The organism is Pseudogracilibacillus auburnensis (assembly GCF_003201975.1).
GTDB classification, from domain to species: Bacteria; Bacillota; Bacilli; order Bacillales; family Amphibacillaceae; genus Pseudogracilibacillus; species Pseudogracilibacillus auburnensis.
Genome location: NZ_QJJQ01000012.1, coordinates 54190 through 74187 on the forward strand (window position 1 = coordinate 54190; position 19998 = coordinate 74187).

The following is a 19998-nucleotide window of genomic DNA, read 5'->3' on the forward strand; positions in this document are numbered from 1 at the left end:
AGAGTAGTTCATTGCATATGCAAAGGTTTTTGGTAAAACAGTCAAATCCCTTGTACTTTATATCGAGAAAAACGGGTACAAACTATTGATTTAGATGGGATATCTAGTTTATTCAGTAGAGCCAACGTAGGCTGAATGAAAATTACTTTATTACATCTATAACAAATAACAGTAATGATTGACTACACACACCTGAGCGAAGGAAATACACGGAGACTCCTGTGGGAAGAAAGGCATCGGTGAGACTACGCAGTGCGTAGCACAAGGAGGCTCATCAGCCGCCCGCGGAAAGCGGAGTGTATTTCCGTAGCGGTAGGTCATCCCGATATCTGAAGTTATTGCACAGTTTATCTTTTATATGTAACAACAAATCTATTGTGTAGGAGAAGTAATTGCAGTCCTCCTCCTTTAGGAAAGCCTTTTAGTTATAGGGGCTAAGGGTATCATTAGAAGCGCTCCAAAGCTCAACGAAGCAAACTATTTAAATTTTTAATGGTGCGAAAGTTGAGTAAATATGTTATATATAACTGTCCAATTATCCATTTTACGTTTAAAATAGTGGTAATGGACAGTTTTTATGCAACCATTTTTATCTCTGCATTACAAGTATCACTTAAGCACATAATTCTTATTAAAAGAAAATAAAGGACGAATGAACAATGGCAAAAAAAGCAAGAGTGATTTTTCATATTGATATGAATAGCTTTTATGCTTCAGTGGAAATGACATATAACCCGAAATTAAAAGGTAAACCGATCGCAATTGCTGGAAATCCGGAAGAAAGAAAAGGAATTATCGTAACGAGTAGTTATGAAGCAAGAGCGAAAGGAGTAAAAACAACCATGTCACTTTGGGAGGCTAAAAAACTTTGTCCAGAGTTAATTGTCATTCGCCCAAATTTTCCCCGTTACCGTGATATGTCCTCAAAAATATTTAAAATGTTAGCTGAGATCACACCAATGATTGAGCCTGTATCCATTGATGAGGGATATTTGGATGTGACGGACCATTCTGCACATCCACTGGAACTTGCAAAAGAAATACAGAAAGATTTGTTAAATCAATTAGAAATACCTTGTAGTATCGGAATAGGACCAAATAAGTTTTTGGCAAAAACCGCTTCAGACATGAAAAAGCCTTTAGGTATTACAGTGCTAAGAATTAGAGATTTGCCAGATAAATTATGGCCATTACCAATTGGAAAGATGTATGGTATTGGTGAAAAAACTGCTGAAAAATTACATAAAGTAAATATTAAAACGATCGGTTCTTTAGCAAAAGCAGATGTTTATACAGTAACACAACTGCTCGGGATTAATGGTGAAAGATTAATCAATCGTGCGAATGGTATTGACCCAAGAGTGGTTGATCCTGATTCGATTAATGAATTTAAAAGTATCGGTAACTCCCAAACATTACCATATGATACGACAGATGAAAGGGAAATCCGTTATGTATTACTCCAGCTTGCAACAAGGGTGGAAGAAAGATTAAAACGGAGGGAATTAAAAGGAAAAACAGTTCAACTTATGATTCGATATGCGAATAGAAAGACGATAACGAGAAGTAGAAAATTAAGTATATATATAGATGATGTAGAGGAAATAGTAACAATTATTTACGATTTGTTAAAAGAACATTGGACACTTGAGCCAATACGATTACTTGGGATCACGGTGCAAGATTTACTTGAAAAACAATACGTTGTAAAACAATTAAGTCTTTTTACGTACGAAGAAGAAATGCGAAAAACAAACATGAAAAAGACAATAGAAGAACTGAAGAAAAAATTTGGAAAAGATACGTTTGTTTCACTCAAGAAACCAGAAGAAGAGAATAAAAATAAGCTACTTAGAACGAGTTTTCAGAAGGATTTTTTAGATGATTATCGTACAAAAAAATAATATCCCACTTTTTTTATCAAGTGGGAGATGAGCACTACTTTAAAAGTCTTTTCGCAATTACGTGTGCTAGTTTCCTTCCTGGGTATCGTACCGGGATATCGAACATAGTTGTTTGTGATAGGATACTTTTTCGGTGAGAAAATGTTTCAAAGCTGTACTGACCGTGATAAGCACCAATTCCACTATGACCGACCCCACCAAACGGTAAATGCGGGTTAGCTAAATGGTATAATGTATCGTTTATACAGCCACCTCCAAAAGAAATGGATTCAATCAACTTGTTCTCTTTCTTTTTCGCTGAACCAAAATAGTAAAGAGCAAGTGGCTTTTCATTTTGTTGGATGGTGGGAATGATTTCATCTAAGGTAGAAAAGGATAATATAGGTAAAATTGGACCAAATATCTCTTCTTGCATCACTTGGTCATTCAAAGAAATATTATGTACAATCGTCGGCTCAATTTTCAATGAAACTGAATCCGATTTTCCACCATAAACGACTTGATCTTTGTTTAGAAAACCGAGAAGGCGATCAAAATGTTCCTTATTTACGATCCTGACATAATCTTTGTTTTGAAGAGGTTTTTTTCCGTATAAAGAGATAATTTGTTTTTTTAATTCATTAACAAATTTGTGATGAATCTTTTCTTGAACATACACATAGTCTGGAGCTACACATGTTTGACCGGCATTCGTAAATTTTCCCCAAACAATCCGTTTTGCCGCAAGTTTCAATTGACATTCTTTATCAACGATAGCAGGGCTTTTACCGCCTAATTCAAGTGTCACAGGTGTTAGATGTTTGCTCGCTTTTTCCATAATAATTTTTCCGACTTGGGTACTTCCTGTGAAAAATATATAATCAAAACGTTCGTGAAGTAATTGCTCGCTAATTGTTTTATCTCCTTCTACAACTGTAAAAAAGTCGGCATCGAAAGTATTTTCAACCATTCTTTTTAGTAACTTAGACGTATGTGGCGTTAATTCCGATGGCTTTAATACGACTGTATTTCCAGCAGCAATCGCACCAATAGCAGGTAAAATGGATAATTGTAAAGGATAATTCCATGGTGCCATAATGAGTGTGCATCCATATGGCTCGTAAACGATATAACTAGATGTTCCTTTATGTGTAAGCGGGGAAGGCACCTCTTGTTTATCCATCCATTTTTTTAAATGTTTTAATGTAAAATTAATTTCCGCATATAAAATCCCAATTTCTGTCGTTAACGCTTCATGTTTTGATTTATTTAAATCTTTTTTCAACGCATCATAAATATCATTTTCATACGTTTGTAACATCGCTTTTAGTTTTTCGAGTTGTTTTCTTCTAAATCGATACGGTTTCGTTTTATTAGACAAAAAGAATTGTTTTTGGCTTTTTACCATTTGTTCCATAGAAAATGAACCCTCCTTTTTATGTTACTCGATACGTATAAAAGTCATGTGCGATGGATGTATTAGGGAAAATACGTTGCGCCTCTTTAAGCAATTGTACACTATCTTCTTGTTGATATCTGGATGATATATGGGTTAATAGTAACTTTTTCACATTTCCGGCCTTTGCCAAGGTTGCCGCTTGGGTTGTCGTACTGTGGTAATACTCATTTGCCAAGCTTTCCTTCTCACATGCAAATGTTGCTTCATGAATAAGAAGATCGGAATGTTGAATAAAAGCTGCATTTTGCGGGACATATCTTGTATCACCAAAAATCGAGATTGTTTTTCCTTGTTTGGGCTCCCCTAAAAAATCTTTTCGATATAAAATCGTACCATCTTCTAATTTTGTTTCGTCGTTCTCCTTTATTTGCCGGTATATTGGTCCAGGTTGGATTCCAAATTCTTTTAGTTTATCTACCTTTAATTCGCCTAATTTCTCTTTTTCTGTAATCCGAAATCCGAAGCTTTTTATATTATGATCAAGTAATTGAGCATGAACAATAAATGATTGGTCTTCACACACGATTCCGTTTTCGTCAAACTCGACAAACTCAATTGGATAGGATAAATGTGTTTCACTAACTTGTAAACTAGTCTCTATAAATTGTTTAATTCCCGTTGGACCATAAACAGTTAATACATCATTTCCTCCTAAAAAGGATCGGCTACTTAATAGGCCTGGTAAACCAAATATATGATCACCATGTAAATGGGTGATAAAAATTTTATTTAGCTTTCTCGGTTTCAAAGAAGTATGTAACAATTGGTGTTGAGTTGCTTCCCCACAATCAAATAGCCAAAGTTGATTCGCTTCTTGAACCACATTTACCATAATGGCAGTTACATTACGTTCTTTTGATGGAATACCTGCACCCGTACCTAAAAAGGTAATTTCCATTTTTTCTTAACTCCTTATTCTTTTTGATAAGTAAGAAAGTATAAATCTTTTCTTACTAAATTAAGCACAACATCACCTAGTCATCGCCTTAACGGCTCGCCAATCGGTGTGTTTTCTATAACATATGTCTATTTTTCTAATAATAATTTAAGTATATACGGTTTTCGTTGATCATGCGACAGATAATGCGTAATTTCATTGATTTTAATTAAACGGTTGTAGTAGTTTTTTTCACCCGTTATCTATCTATGATATAATTATTTAAAGTATTTTACCATTTTTGGAGGATAAATAAATTATGTCAAACGAGACACCAATGATGCAGCAATACTTACGAATTAAAGCAGAACATCAAGATGCATTTCTTTTCTTTCGATTAGGTGATTTTTATGAAATGTTTTATGAGGATGCGATAAAAGCTGCTCAAGAATTAGAAATTACGTTAACAAAAAGAGATTCAGGACAAAAAGAGCCGATTCCAATGTGTGGTGTACCATACCATGCTGCAGAAGGATATATAAAAACATTAGTGGATAAAGGATATAAAGTAGCAATTTGTGAACAAGTCGAGGACCCGAAAAAAGCAAAAGGGGTAGTAAAAAGAGAAGTAGTCCAACTAATTACACCAGGAACCGTAATGGAATCCTCCATGTTGCATGAAAAGGAAAGTAATTATATTGCTAGTTTATCCTTTTTTGATGATGATGAATCATTTATTATTGTTTATCATGAATTATCGACTGGGGAATCGCAACTAGTTTTAATAGAAGAAGACTTTTCAGCAGTTATTCATGAACTTGCCAATCAACATATAAAGGAGATAGTCATTGCTTCCACCTTACAAGAAAGGTATATTCATGAATTAAAGAGTAAGTTGCAACTTGTACTTTCCTATGAAGATGAAGTAAATTTTATTGGTGAATTTAGACATCTTTATGAAGATTTACAAGATGAACGTTTTTTACAAGCATTTAGTAGAATGTTAAACTATATCGAACATACACAAAAAAGATCTCTTCATCATTTACAAAAGCCGGTCATCGTCAGGATGAATCAATATTTATCACTTGATATGTATTCGAAACGAAATTTAGAGTTAACTGAAACAATGATGAAAAAAGCGAAATATGGCTCATTATTATGGGTGCTTGATCAAACTGTTACAGCTATGGGAGCAAGAACGTTAAAAAAGTGGCTTGAAAGACCATTATTAAATAAAACTGCTATTCATCATCGCCTTGAGATCGTTAGTGCATTTCAGACGTCTTTTATGGAACGAGAACAATTAAGGACCGCATTAAAATCGGTTTATGACTTAGAAAGGCTAGCTGGTCGAATTTCATTTGGTAATGTAAATGCTCGTGACTTAATTCAGTTAAAAGAGTCTTTACAATCCATTCCAGAAATAAAAGCTATCTTACAAACTTTCTCATGTCCAGAGATTAAAGAGTTGAATACGAAGTTAAAATACCCTGATTCTTTAGTACATTTACTAGAATCTAGTATCGTGGATGACCCTCCGATTTCAATTAAAGAAGGAAATGTCATAAAAGATGGATTTAATGAACAATTGGATGAATATCGTCATGCCTTAAGAAACGGGAAAGAATGGATCCTTCAACTTGAACAACAAGAAAAAGAAGAGACGAAGATAAAATCACTTAAAATTGGGTATAATCGAGTATTTGGCTATTATATTGAGATTACCCATGCAAATAAACATTTAATACCGGAAGGGCGCTATGAACGAAAACAAACGTTAACAAATGCGGAAAGGTATATTACACCTGAATTAAAAGAAAAAGAAGCGTTAATTCTTGAAGCACAAGAAAAAAGTGTTGATTTAGAATATGATCTTTTTGTCAAAATCAGAGAAAAATTAAAAGAAGAAATTCAGGAGATTCAACAGTTAGCAAATATCGTTAGTCAATTGGATGTGTTACAATCATTTTCAGAAGTCAGTGAACGCAATAATTACAAGCGACCTTCTTTTGACGGTAAGGAATTAAAGATAAAAAACGGTCGCCATCCTGTTATTGAAAAAGTAATGGAAGATGGATCCTATGTTCCGAATGATATTTATTTGAACGATGAAAAGTTCATCTTATTAATTACTGGTCCCAATATGGCTGGAAAAAGCACGTATATGAGACAGCTCGCTTTAACGATTATTATGGGGCAAATCGGTTGCTTCGTTCCAGCTGAGGACGCTAAATTAATGATGTTCGATCAAATTTTCACACGAATAGGTGCTGCCGATGATCTAGTTAGTGGGCAAAGTACCTTTATGGTGGAAATGCTTGAAGCAAACCATGCGCTAACAAATGCAACAGAAAATAGTTTGATTTTATTGGACGAGATTGGTAGAGGAACTAGCACATATGATGGAATGGCCTTAGCACATGCGATTGTAGAATACATCCATCAACATATAAAAGCTAAAACATTATTTTCCACACATTATCATGAGTTAACAGATTTAGAGGATGAACTAGACCATGTGAAAAATATCTATGTACGTGCAGAGGAGTATGAAAATCGCATCGTCTTTTTACATAAGGTTGAAGAAGGACGAGCAAATGAAAGTTATGGAATTCATGTTGCGAAGTTAGCTAATATGCCTGAGAGCGTCATTGACAGGGCAACCGTTTTCTTAGAACAATTAGAAAATAAATCAACCGATAGATTGTTAGAAGAGTCAAGTTCACAAACGCAATTATCTTTTTTTCAGGAAGAACAACCACAAAAAAAGAAACAAACATGTAATAAATCGGAAAAAGATGTTATTTCCGCTTTACAAGCAATCAATTTACTTGATATGACACCGCTTGAGGCAATGAACACATTATATGATTTACATAAAAAAGTAACGAAATAAAGAAAGGATTGTGTCGTGTTGAAAATTCGCCAACTTCCACAAAACTTAGCTAATAAAATAGCTGCTGGTGAAGTTGTAGAAAGACCAGCTTCTGTTGTAAAAGAACTGATAGAAAACAGTATTGATGCAGGAAGCACTGCCATTAAAATAGAATTAAAAGAAGCGGGACTTACGGAAGTAAAAGTAACCGATGATGGAGAAGGAATGTCACCTGAAGATGCTAAGCGAGCGTTTTTACGGCATGCAACGAGTAAAATTAAGTATGATGCTGATTTGTTTCATATTAAATCACTCGGTTTTCGTGGAGAAGCTTTAGCGAGTATCGCATCTGTTAGTAAATTAACGGTGAAAACTTCGCTTGGAGATGAAGCGGGTACAATGTTATATTTAGAAGCAGGAAAAATGATTCGTGAATCCAAAAGCGATGCAAGAAAAGGAACAGAAATAACGGTAAATGAATTATTTTATAATACGCCTGCAAGACTAAAGTATATGAAAACAATCCATACGGAATTAAGTCATATTACTGATTTAATTAACCGTTATGCTCTTGCACACCCACATATTCGATTCGATGTCATCCATAATGGAAAAGAAATTTTTTCATCACGTGGAACAGGTAATCTTCTTCAAGTAATTAGTCATATTTATGGGATGCAAGTTGCAAAAAACATGTATCATATAAAAGATTCTACGATTGATTTTAAAGTGGAAGGATTTATCGCAAAACCTGAAATAACGAGATCAAATCGAAATTATGTGACGATTATCGTAAATGGACGTTATATTAAAAGCCAACATTTACTTCATGGAATCATTCGGGCATATGATACTCTTTTACCAATTCATCGATATCCGGTAGCGGTTCTTCATATTACATTAGATCCGATATTAGTCGATGTAAATGTTCATCCAACTAAATTAGAAGTTCGCTTTAGTAAAGAAAAAGAACTTACTCTACTAATTGAACAGATGATTCGAAACCAATTTAAACAATCAACATTAATTCCAAAGATGGAAAATAAGAAACAACAATTAGAAAAAACAGAGCAAGAAACGATGTCATTTGACCATTTTGTTCAGAAATCACCACCCATCTATGATCAACCTAGTGAGATAGAACAAGTTCATTACACGGAACAAATTCCAGATGTAGCAAGCGAAGAAAATGATCGTTCGCAAATTTTTGTTGATACAGAAGTAATTAGGGAAGAGGCAAATATAGATAAAGAACCACAACCTGAATATCGAGTTCCCTCGATGTATCCAATCGGTCAGTTACAAGGAACTTATATATTGGCACAAAATGAAACAGGATTTTATATGATTGATCAACATGCAGCACAAGAAAGAATTAAATATGAGTATTATAAAGAAAAGTTAGGAAAACCAAGTGCACATATTCAACAATTATTCTTACCTCTTACCTTTGAATTTACAACAAATGAAATGATCTTTATTGAAAAGCATATCCATGACCTTGAACGAGCAGGACTATTGCTTGAGCCATTCGGGGGACAAACATATGCGGTAAGAGCGCATCCTAGTTGGTTTCCAAAAGGGCTTGAAGAAGAAATTATTCGTGATATCGTTGCACAAGTCATTCAAGATGGAACGATTAGTATTGAGAAATTACGTGAAGAAGTAGCGATTCTAATGTCTTGTAAAAAATCGATTAAAGCGAATCAATACATTACAGAAACAGATATGGTAAGATTACTCGAAGACTTACGGAAAACAAAAGATCCATTTACATGCCCACATGGACGTCCAGTAATGATCCATTATACATTTTATGAAATCGAAAAAATGTTTAAACGAATTATGTAATATTGTATAATTTTAACAGTATCGTCAAAGCTAAAGATAAACTATTAGCTTTGTGAGGTGTGTTATGGAAAGGGAACATTTAATCCTTTTTTTAAATCGTTTATTAGCAAACTATTTTGTCCTATACATCAAGTTGCACCGATATAAATGGTTTATGAAGGGAAAACATATTTTTGCGTTCCAAACCTATTTTGAAGAAATGTATAGGTCGATGAAAGATGATATTGATATGTTAGCAGAGCATCTTTTATCGATGGATGGAAAGCCATTTGCAACGATGGTTAAGTTTATTAAAGAAGCTACCATCGAAGAAGCTACTGCAGATGATGAGGAAGAAGAAATGATTGAGCAACTTGCAAATGACTTTTCACAAGTAGGTAATGAAATGAAAGAAATTGGTATCAAAAAGGCAGAAAAAATAAATGATGACTTAACGAAACATCTATTATTATGTTTAGAACAAAAATTAAATAAGTATATATGGAGATGTAAGGCATATTATAAATAGTTATATGGTAGGGGAAGTGAAAGTGGATAAAATAATCGTCATTGTAGGACCGACTGCTGTTGGAAAAACGAAGCTCAGTATTGAACTAGCAAAACGTCTAAAGGCGGAAATAATTAGCGGTGACTCCATGCAAGTGTATAAAGGGATGGATATTGGTACTGGAAAAATTACAGAAGAAGAAAAACAGCATATTCCTCATTTTATGCTTGATATGAAAGAGCCTAACGAGTCATTTTCAGTAGCCGACTATCAAACAAATGTACAAAAGTGTATTAAAGAGATAAACTTAAGAAATAACGTGCCTATATTAGTAGGTGGAAGCGGTTTATATATTCAGGCAGTATTATATGATTACCACTTTTCTGATCAGAAAAGAGATGAACAAATAACGAAAAGGCTTGAAAGACGATTAGAAAAAGAAGGTAATATTGCATTATATAACGAACTCAAAGCGATAGATGAAGAACAAGCCGAAAAAATTCATCCAAATAATTACCGGAGAGTGATACGGGCACTAGAAGTCTATGAAACAACTGGTCTAACGATGTCAGAAATGCATCAAAAGCAAAGTAAATGTGCTAAGTACCATCAAATTATGATTGGATTGGAAATGGACAGAAAAACTTTGTATAATCAAATTAACGATCGCGTAGATGAGATGATAGAAGATGGATTAGTTGACGAAGTTCAGAAACTTTATGACAAAGGATATGAACATTGTCAATCAATGCAAGCGATCGGTTATAAAGAGATTATTCCCTATTTAAAAGGAGAAACTGATCTACAGACAGCAGTAGAACTTTTAAAAAGAAATTCGCGTAGATATGCGAAAAGGCAGTATACTTGGTTTAAAAATAAAATGGATATCAAGTGGTATGAATTAACTGGCAATAATTTCTTGGATAAGGCCGAAGAAATTTTAACGATGATAAACAAAAAAGTAAAGAATAACAGCTAAAATAGTAAGAGTGGCTAAGGTTCAAATGATATTTATTTGACCGAGTCTTCTAATAAAAATAGATAGAAAATAAGGAGGAGAAAGAATGGCTCAAACAGTCAATATTCAAGATCATTATTTAAACCAACTTAGAAAAGAACGTATTGCTGTAACAGTATTTTTAACGAATGGGTTTCAATTACGAGGTATTATTAAAGCATTTGACAATTTTACTGTTCTTTTAGAATCAGAAGGCAAACAACAACTTATTTATAAACATGCAATCTCGACTTTTGCCCCTTCGAAAAATGTATCAATTGATAATAAAGAATAAAAGCAACATTATCATGGGAAAAACTTTCTTATAAGAAGAATTACTCCTATGATGTAAATGAAAACGGATTTTCTTATGTGGATGAAAAAGGAAGAAACGAGGCAGACATCGAGTATTCGATGTCTGTTTTTATACGCACCTACTATGGGTTATAAGGTAGTGGTGAAAGTCCACTACAGGCTCTACAGAAACGATATACCTGGAATAATGAATGAGTTTGCATAACTTAACAACATGTGATACTGCCCCTCTTTACTCCTAAAATAGACTCATTTAATCAGAAAACCGTCGTATTCAAAAATGATAGGAATAATAAGCGCTTAAACAATGATATGTCAGACGACTTAAATCGTTTTGGACATTTTTTATTTTGAAAACAGATTCACAAATATTCTGAAATAAGGTACATTTAACATAGAAGGATATGCTGGAGGTGAGTGAAGGTGATTAAAGTACTACTGGTTGTCCCGCGTAAGGACTATATTAATCCATCATGGAGAACATTTCTAAATACATATTTACCAGCAAATGATGCTGTTAACGTGGAATTTGAACTAGAAGAAAAGGTTGTCCCTTTGAGCGAGTTGCATCAGCATACGTATTCAGCGGATGTCATTATGTCTAGAGGATTTCTTTCAAAAATATTACTTGAACTAAAATTGACTATTCCAGTTGTAGATATTCCTGTTCAAGGTATTGATCTTGTACGTTCATTATTTACTTGTCGGAAAAAATATGGGAAAAAGAAAGTAGCCGTTATCGGTGCTTCTAATATGATTTATGGTGTTGGTCAATTAGAAGAAATCGTTGATTTGGCAATAGACCAATATTATTTGGATACACTTTCTGATATTCCTAAGTGGGTTGATACAGCGAAACGATCAGGAAGTGAAGTAGTATTAGCGGGCATTAACACTTGTGCATATGCACGAAATGTTGGATTAGATACAATCATTATCCAAACATCTGAAGAGTCTTTTCATCAAGCGCTAAGAGAAGCTTTGAGAATAGCAGTTACTAGTAAAAATGATCAACAAAAATTAAAGCAGTTTCAGGCTATCTTAGATAATGCTTATGAAGGAGTGATTGCCATTGACATGGAACATAGGGTTACGGCATTTAATGAAGCAGCACAGCGAATATTACATACACATTATAAAGAGATAAGTCATCATCAAATTGACGAACTCATTCAGGACGGAGAACTGTTGAGATTATTAACAGATCAATCAAAATTTAAAGAGGACATTTTACCTTACCGTTCCAATTTATTATCTGTAAAAAAGGTTCCGCTTTATTTGCGTAATCAGCGTTTTGGAAACATGGTGACTTTCCAAGATATAACGGGTATTGAGGAAATGGAAAATAAAATAAGAAAGAAATTATATTTAAAAGGGCATATTGCCAAACATCATTTTCATCATATTATTGCTGAGAGCCCAATTGTAAAGCAAACAATTGAAATGGCTAAACGATATAGTGAGGTTGACTCGAATATATTAATCATCGGCGAAACAGGCACTGGTAAGGAAATGTACACACAAAGTATTCATAATGCGAGTAATCGGAGGAATCAGCCATTTGTTGCTATCAATTGTGCCGCGTTACCGGAAAACTTATTGGAGAGTGAATTATTTGGTTATGTAGAAGGTGCATTTACAGGTGCGGTTAAAGGAGGAAAAAAAGGAATATTTGAATTAGCACATCGAGGAACACTATTTCTCGATGAGATTGGAGAGATCTCAACCAGCTTGCAAAGCCGTTTATTAAGGGTGTTACAAGAAAGGGAAGTAATGAGAATTGGCGATGACAAGGTAATTCCAATTGATGTAAGAATTATAGCTGCAACAAATAAAAACCTATTGGAACTTGTAAAAAATAATGCATTTAGGGAGGATTTATATTATCGATTAAGTGTTTTACATTTGAATTTACCACCATTACGAGCATGTAAGGAAGATATCCCATTAATGGTGAATACATTTATACAAAAGTATACAGAGAAGAATCAGGAAATAAAAGTTTCAAGAAGTGCGATGGATAGGTTGGTAGAAGAGAAGTGGGAAGGCAATGTTAGGGAGCTGCAAAACTTTTGTGAAAGGCTGGCGGTGTTATGTAATGGAAATCAGATCGATATCACTGATATTGAGATGTATTTACCGAAAGTTAATTACTTAACTACTGAAAGTCAGGCTAACTCAAGGTCAAATGGAATGACGGAAAAGGAAAACATAATGGAAGTGTTAAAGGCAAATCAATATCACAAAGAGGATACAGCCAAACAATTAGGGGTAAGCAGGACGACCTTATGGAGGAAACTGAAAAAGTATAAGATACATACATGAATTGTCCTCGTGTTCCAAAAAAATGAAACGAAATGATTCATCATCGTTTCAATGTTCCAAATTGAAATAGTACATTGCTCATTTAAATACATATATGACTGGGCGACTAACGATGGCACAAAAATTGCATTTCATAATTGGTATACTATTTCAATCGTTAAAGGAGCATATGATGAAGAATAAAACTGTATATATCCCTTTAGATATCGAGTACGAAGGTAAAAATTATCTTAAAAGCAGGGGTTATAAAATAATTATCGGAGAAGACGTTGAAAAAAAGAGTGTTCTAGAAGCTATTAAATCTTGTGATGCAATCTTAACAAGATCAAATGTAATGATTGACAAAGAGGTAATTCAAGCTGGTGAAAAACTTAAAATTATCTCTAAATATGGGGTTGGAATTAATAATATTGATGTAGATTTTGCCTCAAAACAAGGTATCTATGTCACTATTACGCCAGAAGCAAATGCTAATGTCGTTGCTGAACATGTGATGGCACTTATGCTAATATTATGTAAAAAAATTATGATCATGGATCATGCACTTAGGTCAGGTAACTTTGACATAAGAAACAATTTATATAGTGAAGATTTGGAAATGAAAACATTGGGAATTCTCGGTTTGGGGAGGATAGGAAAATTAGTCGCTGCAAAAGCCTATTACGGATTTGGAATGAACGTAATTGGTTTTGATCCTTATCAAGAGAAGGAAGCATCATTTATTGATATAAAACAAAGTTTACATGATGTCTTGGTAGAAGCGGATATTATCAGTCTGCATTTACCGCTATTACCATCTACACACCATATAATCGGTGTTGAAGAATTTGCAAAAATGAAAGAATCGGCTTATCTAATCAACACTTCAAGGGGTGGTACAGTTGATGAGAAAGCATTAGTTGTTGCTTTAAAAAAGAAAACAATTGCCGGAGCGGGTATTGATGTATTTGAAAAAGAACCACCGGATGTACAAGATGAATTATTTACTTTGGATAATGTTATTGTTACCCCGCATAGTGCTGCATTGTCGAAGGACGGCTCAGTAAAAATGGCAATACATGCTGCGCTTCAAATTGATCAGGTGCTAAGCGGTAAAGAACCATCATGGCCAGTTCAGGAATGGGATGCAATGAACAAGAAAATCTTAAAGTGATAATAGTTATGTAAGTGATTATTACTTGAAATTACTTGAAAGCGCTTTCCAGGAAAGTTTTACGCAAAAATAGCATCATTTAGATATGAAGCGCGGCGATGGTTATTTATCAGGAGGCGATGATATTGATATTAATTACAATCGATGAATTACAGGGCGATATACAGCAGCAAATCGAAGACCTGACCGGATTAAAAACATATATAAAAGATATAGATAAACATATTCCATATGAAGACATTGAGATTCTAATTACGTTTGGTCTGAAAGAAGACTGGTCTAAATTTGAACAAATGTCCAGCCTTAAATGGATACAGGTTTTCCAAACCGGGGTGGAGCATGTTCCTTTCTCATCTATAGAAGCTAAGGGGATTCCAGTTACTAACGTGAGAAACATTTACGGAACTCCAATATCCGAATATGTCATGGGGATCATTTTATATGAGATCAAACACTTAAACAGATTCATCAAAAATAAAAGATTAAAAAGATATGATCGAACCATTTTAACAGATGAAGCAGGAAATAAGACAATTGGAATATTTGGTACTGGAGCAATAGGAAAAGAAGTTGCTAAGAAGGCAAAAGCTTTTCATATGAATGTGCTTGGTTTTAATTCAAATGGTCGGGATGTCTCGAACTTTGACCAAGTATTTACATGGGATCAAAAAGAAACCATGCTGCAACAATGTGATTTTATTGTATTGCTACTTCCATTGACAGATGAAACAGTACATTTTTTAAATGATAGTGAATTTAGTCTAATGAAAGACAATGCATATATTATTAATGTTGGCAGGGGCCCGCTTATCAATGAACAAGCATTATTGCGAGCATTAGAAAATGAAAAAATCAAGGGTGCAGCACTTGATGTGTTTGAAGAAGAACCATTATCTGCGTCAAGTCCGTTGTGGGAGATGGACAAATTATTGCTAACACCACACCTATCTGGGAAGACAGTTTATTTCTATAAAAGATGTATGGATATTTTTACTGAAAACTTCCTACTGTTTCAACAAGGCAAACGATTATCTTATTTGATTGATTATGTAAAAGGATATTAACGAACAGAAAAAGTACAGGAAGGGGTGTCCCATGACAGCAGATATCATTTATTACAATGGTGAGATACATACCTTTGACCATGACGAAAAAATATTTGAAGCAATTGCGATAAAAAATGGGAAGATTTCCGCACTTGGTTCAAATAAGCTGATTCAATCTCAGCAGGAATCCAATACTAGACTGGTAAATTTAAAGAATCAAACTGTTTTACCCGGATTTATCGATGCACATCTGCATATCTTCCCTTTGGGTGTTAGTTTATCCCATGTTAATTGTCAGATGGACTCGATTGAACAGGTTGTAAAAGCGGTAGAGAAAGAAGCAGCTAACTGTAAAAATGAAGATGAATGGGTTATTGGATGGGGGTTCGATGAGTCTAATTACAAGGAAAATAGAAAACCGACTAAATGGGATTTTGCCCATATTAATAATCCCGTCTATATTACGAGGTATTGTTTACATGAGGCTGTATGTAATGAGAGAGTGCTCAAAAAAGCGGGGATAACTACATCTACAATGATTGACAATGGAATGATAGAAAGAAATGAGCATGGTGAAGCTACTGGTCTCTTAATTGAAAGTGCGATGACATTTGCAGAGGCTATATTACCTGTTAATACGGAAGAAAGTATGAAATCAGCAGTTAAACTTGCTAATGATTATATAGTAAGTCGTGGAATTACAAGCATTCATGATGCAGGGCTTGGTTTTTTTGAAGATCCGTATAAGGAGTTTAAGGTTTTGGGTGATGTAATAAGGAACAGGGAATTAAATGTAAGAATGTATGTCATGGTCTTAGCAGAGTATTACAAAGCGTTCATGAAGAAATATAGTAGTGTTGCATCTGAAAAGTTAAAAATTGGAGCAATGAAATTATTTGCAGATGGAACATTGAGCGGGCGAAATGCTGCATTATCTGTTCCCTATAAAGGCTCTGATGAACAAGGGCTGTTAGTGTATACCCATGCTAAGTTACAAGAGCAGATGGAATTTGTCTTTGAAACGAACTATCCAGTCGCGGTCCATGCAATTGGTGATGCTGCAATAGCACAAGTGCTCGATGTATATGAGACTCTTAATAATCTCTATCCAGAAAGAACTGCTAGGAACCGGATTGAACATACGACAATAACAAATAATGTTCTGCTAAAAAGAATGAAACGGCTTGGGGTTACGGCAATTCCCCAGCCTGAATTTCTTTATAGTGCAGGTGATAAACATATGAATGTTATTGAAAAAGAGACAGGGAAGTATATTGCATTAAAATCTTTTTTTGATTATGATCTGCATCCCGCCGGCAGTTCAGACGGACCAGTAGCAGATTGTAATCCATTATTAGGCATGTCTGCAGCGATGAAAAGGCAGACAAAAGGGGGAACCGTTATTTACGAAGAGGAAAAAATCAGTTTAAAGGAAGCGGTTCGTATGTATACAATCAATGCAGCATATGCAGCCGAGGAAGAGCATTTTAAAGGTAGTATTGAGATAGGGAAAGTGGCTGATTTAACGGTCTTACCAGAAGGGTTTATGACATATACTGCAGATGAAGTTAAGGGGGCAAATGTTAGAATGACAATAATTGAAGGGGAAATCGTTTATCAAAGTACCTGAACTGAAAAAACCATATTAATCTGTCATTATTAATCGTTCATTTTGTCTTTACAAGAATTGTATGTCAAAATCCGATTTCATGACGGGCTGGCAAATTAGTTTTACTTTTGCCGAGCCGAATAGTTATCGTTTAGGAAGTGTAAAAGGGCAAATCTTTTATACAAGCTATGCTACTTTGATCCGACAATACGCTGCGGTTGATGGGATTCAATTATCATGAAAGAGGTATACAGAGAACGAAGGACTTTATCTATATCCGATTGACAGAAATGGGTTTTATCATTCATTGGCCTGAGTCAACATTTTATAGTTTCCTTCATTGCAAGATTTGTAGATAGCTCAGTTTTAATTACAAATAATTTACTTAATGAACAGCATGTAGCAGTTGTCCCCGGATCAGCATTTTCGGGGCTTGGTGAAGTTACATTCGTTTCCCTTCACTGTGTCCATGCATGGATGAAAGGAAAGAAATAAACTAATCGAACAGTTTGTTTAAATGAACCATTATCTATGTGAAACGTTTTAAACGTAATGTTTCAATTATGCCGCTAATTGAAACGAATCTAATGTAATAGACCAGACTACGTATTGTAGGGACAATTTTTGAAGGTTGGCATGTATCTTGCAATAATAATTAAGCAAAAAGAAAATCAAGAGACATGAATCTTAATGGGAGGAGGGAAGTATATCATTCGATCTTAAGTACTTTGTAAGCGGTTACTATAGAAAGGAGAATGAACATTTACATTTTTGTACGAAATATGTACAAATAAGACATTTCATCGACAAGGCGGCAACTTATCAGAACTGTAGAGAAAGCATTATACTATTAAATATTTCTTTAATGGGGGCCACAGTCTCTAAAAAAATTTGAAGGGATTGTTACTATGAAAACAAGTTTACGGATTGGTGCGGTATATATTAGTACAATTATTGGAGCGGGCTTTGCTTCTGGTCAAGAAATATTGCAATACTTTACTTATTATGGCTGGATAGGTTTTTTGGGTGCATTACTTGCAACATTATTATTTGCTTGGTTAGGATATCAAATTGCTGACTTAGGAAGTAAATTGGGGGCATCTTCCCATAAAGGTGTTATTATGCAACTCGGCGGGAAATACTTTGGAACGATTGTTGATTATATCATTATTCTTGCTTGTTTAAATGCTACCGTTGTCATGATCGCCGGTGGTGGTTCTTTGTTAAATCAGTTATTCAATGTTCCAATATTTATAGGTAGTGCGATCCTGACAATTTGTGTAGCAGTAACATTGTGTTTGGACTTACAACAGGTTATTAATGTAATTGGCTCTGTTACACCTATGTTAATAATAATGGCACTTATCCTTGCTATCTATGCATTTATGACAACAGACTTATCTTTCAGTGATATTGGTGCATTAGCCCAACCGGATTTGACTGCATCACCGAACTGGGTGTTATCTGCTGTATTATATGTTTCGTATAATGTTATTATGGCGGTAGCTATATTATCGGTTATTGGTGGAGCGGAGAAGGATAATAAAATTGCCGCAATGGGTGGTCTATATGGCGGAATTGGTCTCGGACTATTAGTCATTGTTATGAACCTTGGTTTGATTGTTAAGTTAGATAAGGTAGAAGGGGTCGAAATGCCAACATTGCTGTTTGCCAGCGATATTGCACCATGGATTGCAATCGTAATGGGGCTAGTAATATTTGGTATGGTGTTCAGTACAGCTGCTGGTGCGTTATATGCCTTTGTTTGCCGGATTGTTAAGCCGGAAAAATCAAGTTTTAAACTAATGGTTATCGGATTTTCCGTTATAGCGTATATTCTTAGTTTTGTTGGATTTTCTAAATTAATCGGAACAGTATATCCAATGTTTGGCTATTTGGGATTATTGTTAATTATCATTGTCTTTGTACAGTGGATCAGGCATCGAAAGCTTGACACACCGGAAAAGGGAGAAAAGATCAGTTAAATTATGTTGAAAGGGTGGTTTTCACGTGAATCAAATATTATTGAATGGCAATATGATAAAACGTAGAAGCTGTATCGATATTGAAGACAGAGGGTATCAATTCGGAGATGGAATATATGAAGTTGTTGGCATATATGGTGGAAAGTTGTTTTTAATGGACGAACATTTACAGCGTCTAAAAAGAAGTGCCCGCGAATTGTCGATTAAATTGCCTTTTACGATGGCTGATATAAAACAAGACTTAATAGAATTGACCAAGGTAAACGACGTAATCGAGGGTTTATTATACCTGCAAATTACGAGGGGAGTAGCACCCCGAACACATGAGTTGCCCGTAGAAAAGGTTGAGCCGATGGTGGTCGCCTATACAAAGGAACTCGGTGATTTGACAGAATTGCAGGATATGGGGTCTACAGCGATCTTGCAGGAAGACATCCGCTGGCTGCGTTGTGATGTAAAGACATTGAATTTATTGCCAAATACAATGGCGAAACAAAGAGCTGTTGAACAAGGTGCAGTGGAAGCCATTCTTAATAGGGGAGAAGTCGTCACAGAAGCAAGCTCCTCAAATGTTTTTATTATTAAGGATGGTATCGTATATACACATCCCGCGAATAACTTTATCTTAAATGGAATTACTAGACAGAAAGTGATCCAAATTCTTCAGGAATTGAATATCCTAGTGAAAGAAGTGCCATATACAGTTACCGATTTACTTTCTGCAGATGAAGTGTTTATTACTGCGACTAAGCTGGATGTAGTTCCTATTAATTCAGTCGATGGACATGATATTGGTACAGGGAAACCAGGCATGATGACAATTCAAATTCTAGAAGCAATGAGACAGCTTACAGCGCGGCTGCAAGTTCAATAGAACATTGTTACAGGTCTAAGAAATATAGAATACGATCCTGTTTATTCGTCTAGAACGTTGCTATGCTTGACAAAATTTGTTCTGGAATAATCTCAAGTTTAACACTAAAACACACTATAAACATGATACATTCAATGTTTATAGTGTGTTTTTATTTCTATCTTATCCTCTTGGAATGACTTCATCATTCATTCTCTATATAGAATTAGGATGTAAAAGATAAAAAAGGGGTTACTCCTCAAAATATTGTATAATAGTA

14 protein-coding genes are annotated in these 19998 nt (G+C 34.7%); 12 read left to right on the forward strand and 2 right to left on the reverse strand.

What is annotated here, in order from left to right:
• Positions 1-659: 659 nt before the first annotated feature.
• A complete protein-coding gene (locus DFR56_RS15430) occupies positions 660-1904 on the forward strand; it encodes a DNA polymerase IV (RefSeq protein ID WP_110396349.1) in 1245 nt (414 codons plus the stop codon).
• A 34-nt stretch (positions 1905-1938) separates the two neighbouring features.
• Here the strand turns inward: DFR56_RS15430 and DFR56_RS15435 are convergent, their stop codons facing one another.
• Together DFR56_RS15435 and rnz are read right to left on the reverse strand one after the other, a co-directional pair.
• Positions 1939-3300, reverse strand: a complete 1362-nt coding sequence (locus DFR56_RS15435; protein ID WP_110396350.1) for an aldehyde dehydrogenase — start codon at positions 3298-3300, stop codon at positions 1939-1941.
• Positions 3301-3319: 19 nt separating this feature from the next.
• The gene (gene rnz / locus DFR56_RS15440; protein WP_110396351.1) at positions 3320-4240 is read right to left on the reverse strand and encodes a ribonuclease Z; all 921 of its coding nucleotides are present in this window, start codon (positions 4238-4240) and stop codon (positions 3320-3322) included.
• A 298-nt stretch (positions 4241-4538) separates the two neighbouring features.
• On the opposite strand from rnz, the gene mutS reads away from it, so the two are divergent.
• The 11 genes from mutS to dat all read left to right on the forward strand — a co-directional run bounded on the left by mutS (position 4539) and on the right by dat (position 19739).
• Positions 4539-7118 (forward strand): DNA mismatch repair protein MutS, encoded by a 2580-nt coding sequence (gene mutS, locus DFR56_RS15445; RefSeq protein ID WP_110396352.1) that lies wholly within the window; start codon positions 4539-4541, stop codon positions 7116-7118.
• 15 nt (positions 7119-7133) lie between these two features.
• A complete protein-coding gene (mutL, locus tag DFR56_RS15450; RefSeq protein WP_146214301.1) occupies positions 7134-8948 on the forward strand; it encodes a DNA mismatch repair endonuclease MutL in 1815 nt (604 codons plus the stop codon).
• Positions 8949-9012: 64 nt separating this feature from the next.
• The gene (locus DFR56_RS15455) at positions 9013-9456 is read left to right on the forward strand and encodes a Dps family protein (RefSeq protein ID WP_110396354.1); all 444 of its coding nucleotides are present in this window, start codon (positions 9013-9015) and stop codon (positions 9454-9456) included.
• Positions 9457-9460: 4 nt separating this feature from the next.
• Positions 9461-10414 carry a tRNA (adenosine(37)-N6)-dimethylallyltransferase MiaA gene (miaA, locus tag DFR56_RS15460; RefSeq protein WP_110396355.1) on the forward strand — a complete coding sequence of 318 codons (954 nt, stop codon included), beginning with the start codon at positions 9461-9463 and terminating at the stop codon, positions 10412-10414.
• 85 nt (positions 10415-10499) lie between these two features.
• A complete protein-coding gene (hfq, locus tag DFR56_RS15465) occupies positions 10500-10727 on the forward strand; it encodes an RNA chaperone Hfq (RefSeq protein ID WP_110396356.1) in 228 nt (75 codons plus the stop codon).
• A 443-nt stretch (positions 10728-11170) separates the two neighbouring features.
• Complete coding sequence (locus DFR56_RS15470) at positions 11171-13072, forward strand: sigma 54-interacting transcriptional regulator (protein WP_158525668.1); 1902 nt, start codon at positions 11171-11173, stop codon at positions 13070-13072.
• A 172-nt stretch (positions 13073-13244) separates the two neighbouring features.
• Complete coding sequence (locus DFR56_RS15475) at positions 13245-14225, forward strand: hydroxyacid dehydrogenase (protein ID WP_110396358.1); 981 nt, start codon at positions 13245-13247, stop codon at positions 14223-14225.
• 125 nt (positions 14226-14350) lie between these two features.
• The gene (locus tag DFR56_RS15480; RefSeq protein ID WP_158525669.1) at positions 14351-15289 is read left to right on the forward strand and encodes a D-2-hydroxyacid dehydrogenase; all 939 of its coding nucleotides are present in this window, start codon (positions 14351-14353) and stop codon (positions 15287-15289) included.
• A 31-nt stretch (positions 15290-15320) separates the two neighbouring features.
• Positions 15321-16901 carry an amidohydrolase gene (locus DFR56_RS15485; protein ID WP_110396360.1) on the forward strand — a complete coding sequence of 527 codons (1581 nt, stop codon included), beginning with the start codon at positions 15321-15323 and terminating at the stop codon, positions 16899-16901.
• 887 nt (positions 16902-17788) lie between these two features.
• A complete protein-coding gene (locus DFR56_RS15490; RefSeq protein WP_110396361.1) occupies positions 17789-18865 on the forward strand; it encodes a YkvI family membrane protein in 1077 nt (358 codons plus the stop codon).
• A gap of 25 nt (positions 18866-18890) precedes the next feature.
• The gene (gene dat / locus DFR56_RS15495; RefSeq protein ID WP_110396362.1) at positions 18891-19739 is read left to right on the forward strand and encodes a D-amino-acid transaminase; all 849 of its coding nucleotides are present in this window, start codon (positions 18891-18893) and stop codon (positions 19737-19739) included.
• Positions 19740-19998 lie beyond the last annotated feature (259 nt).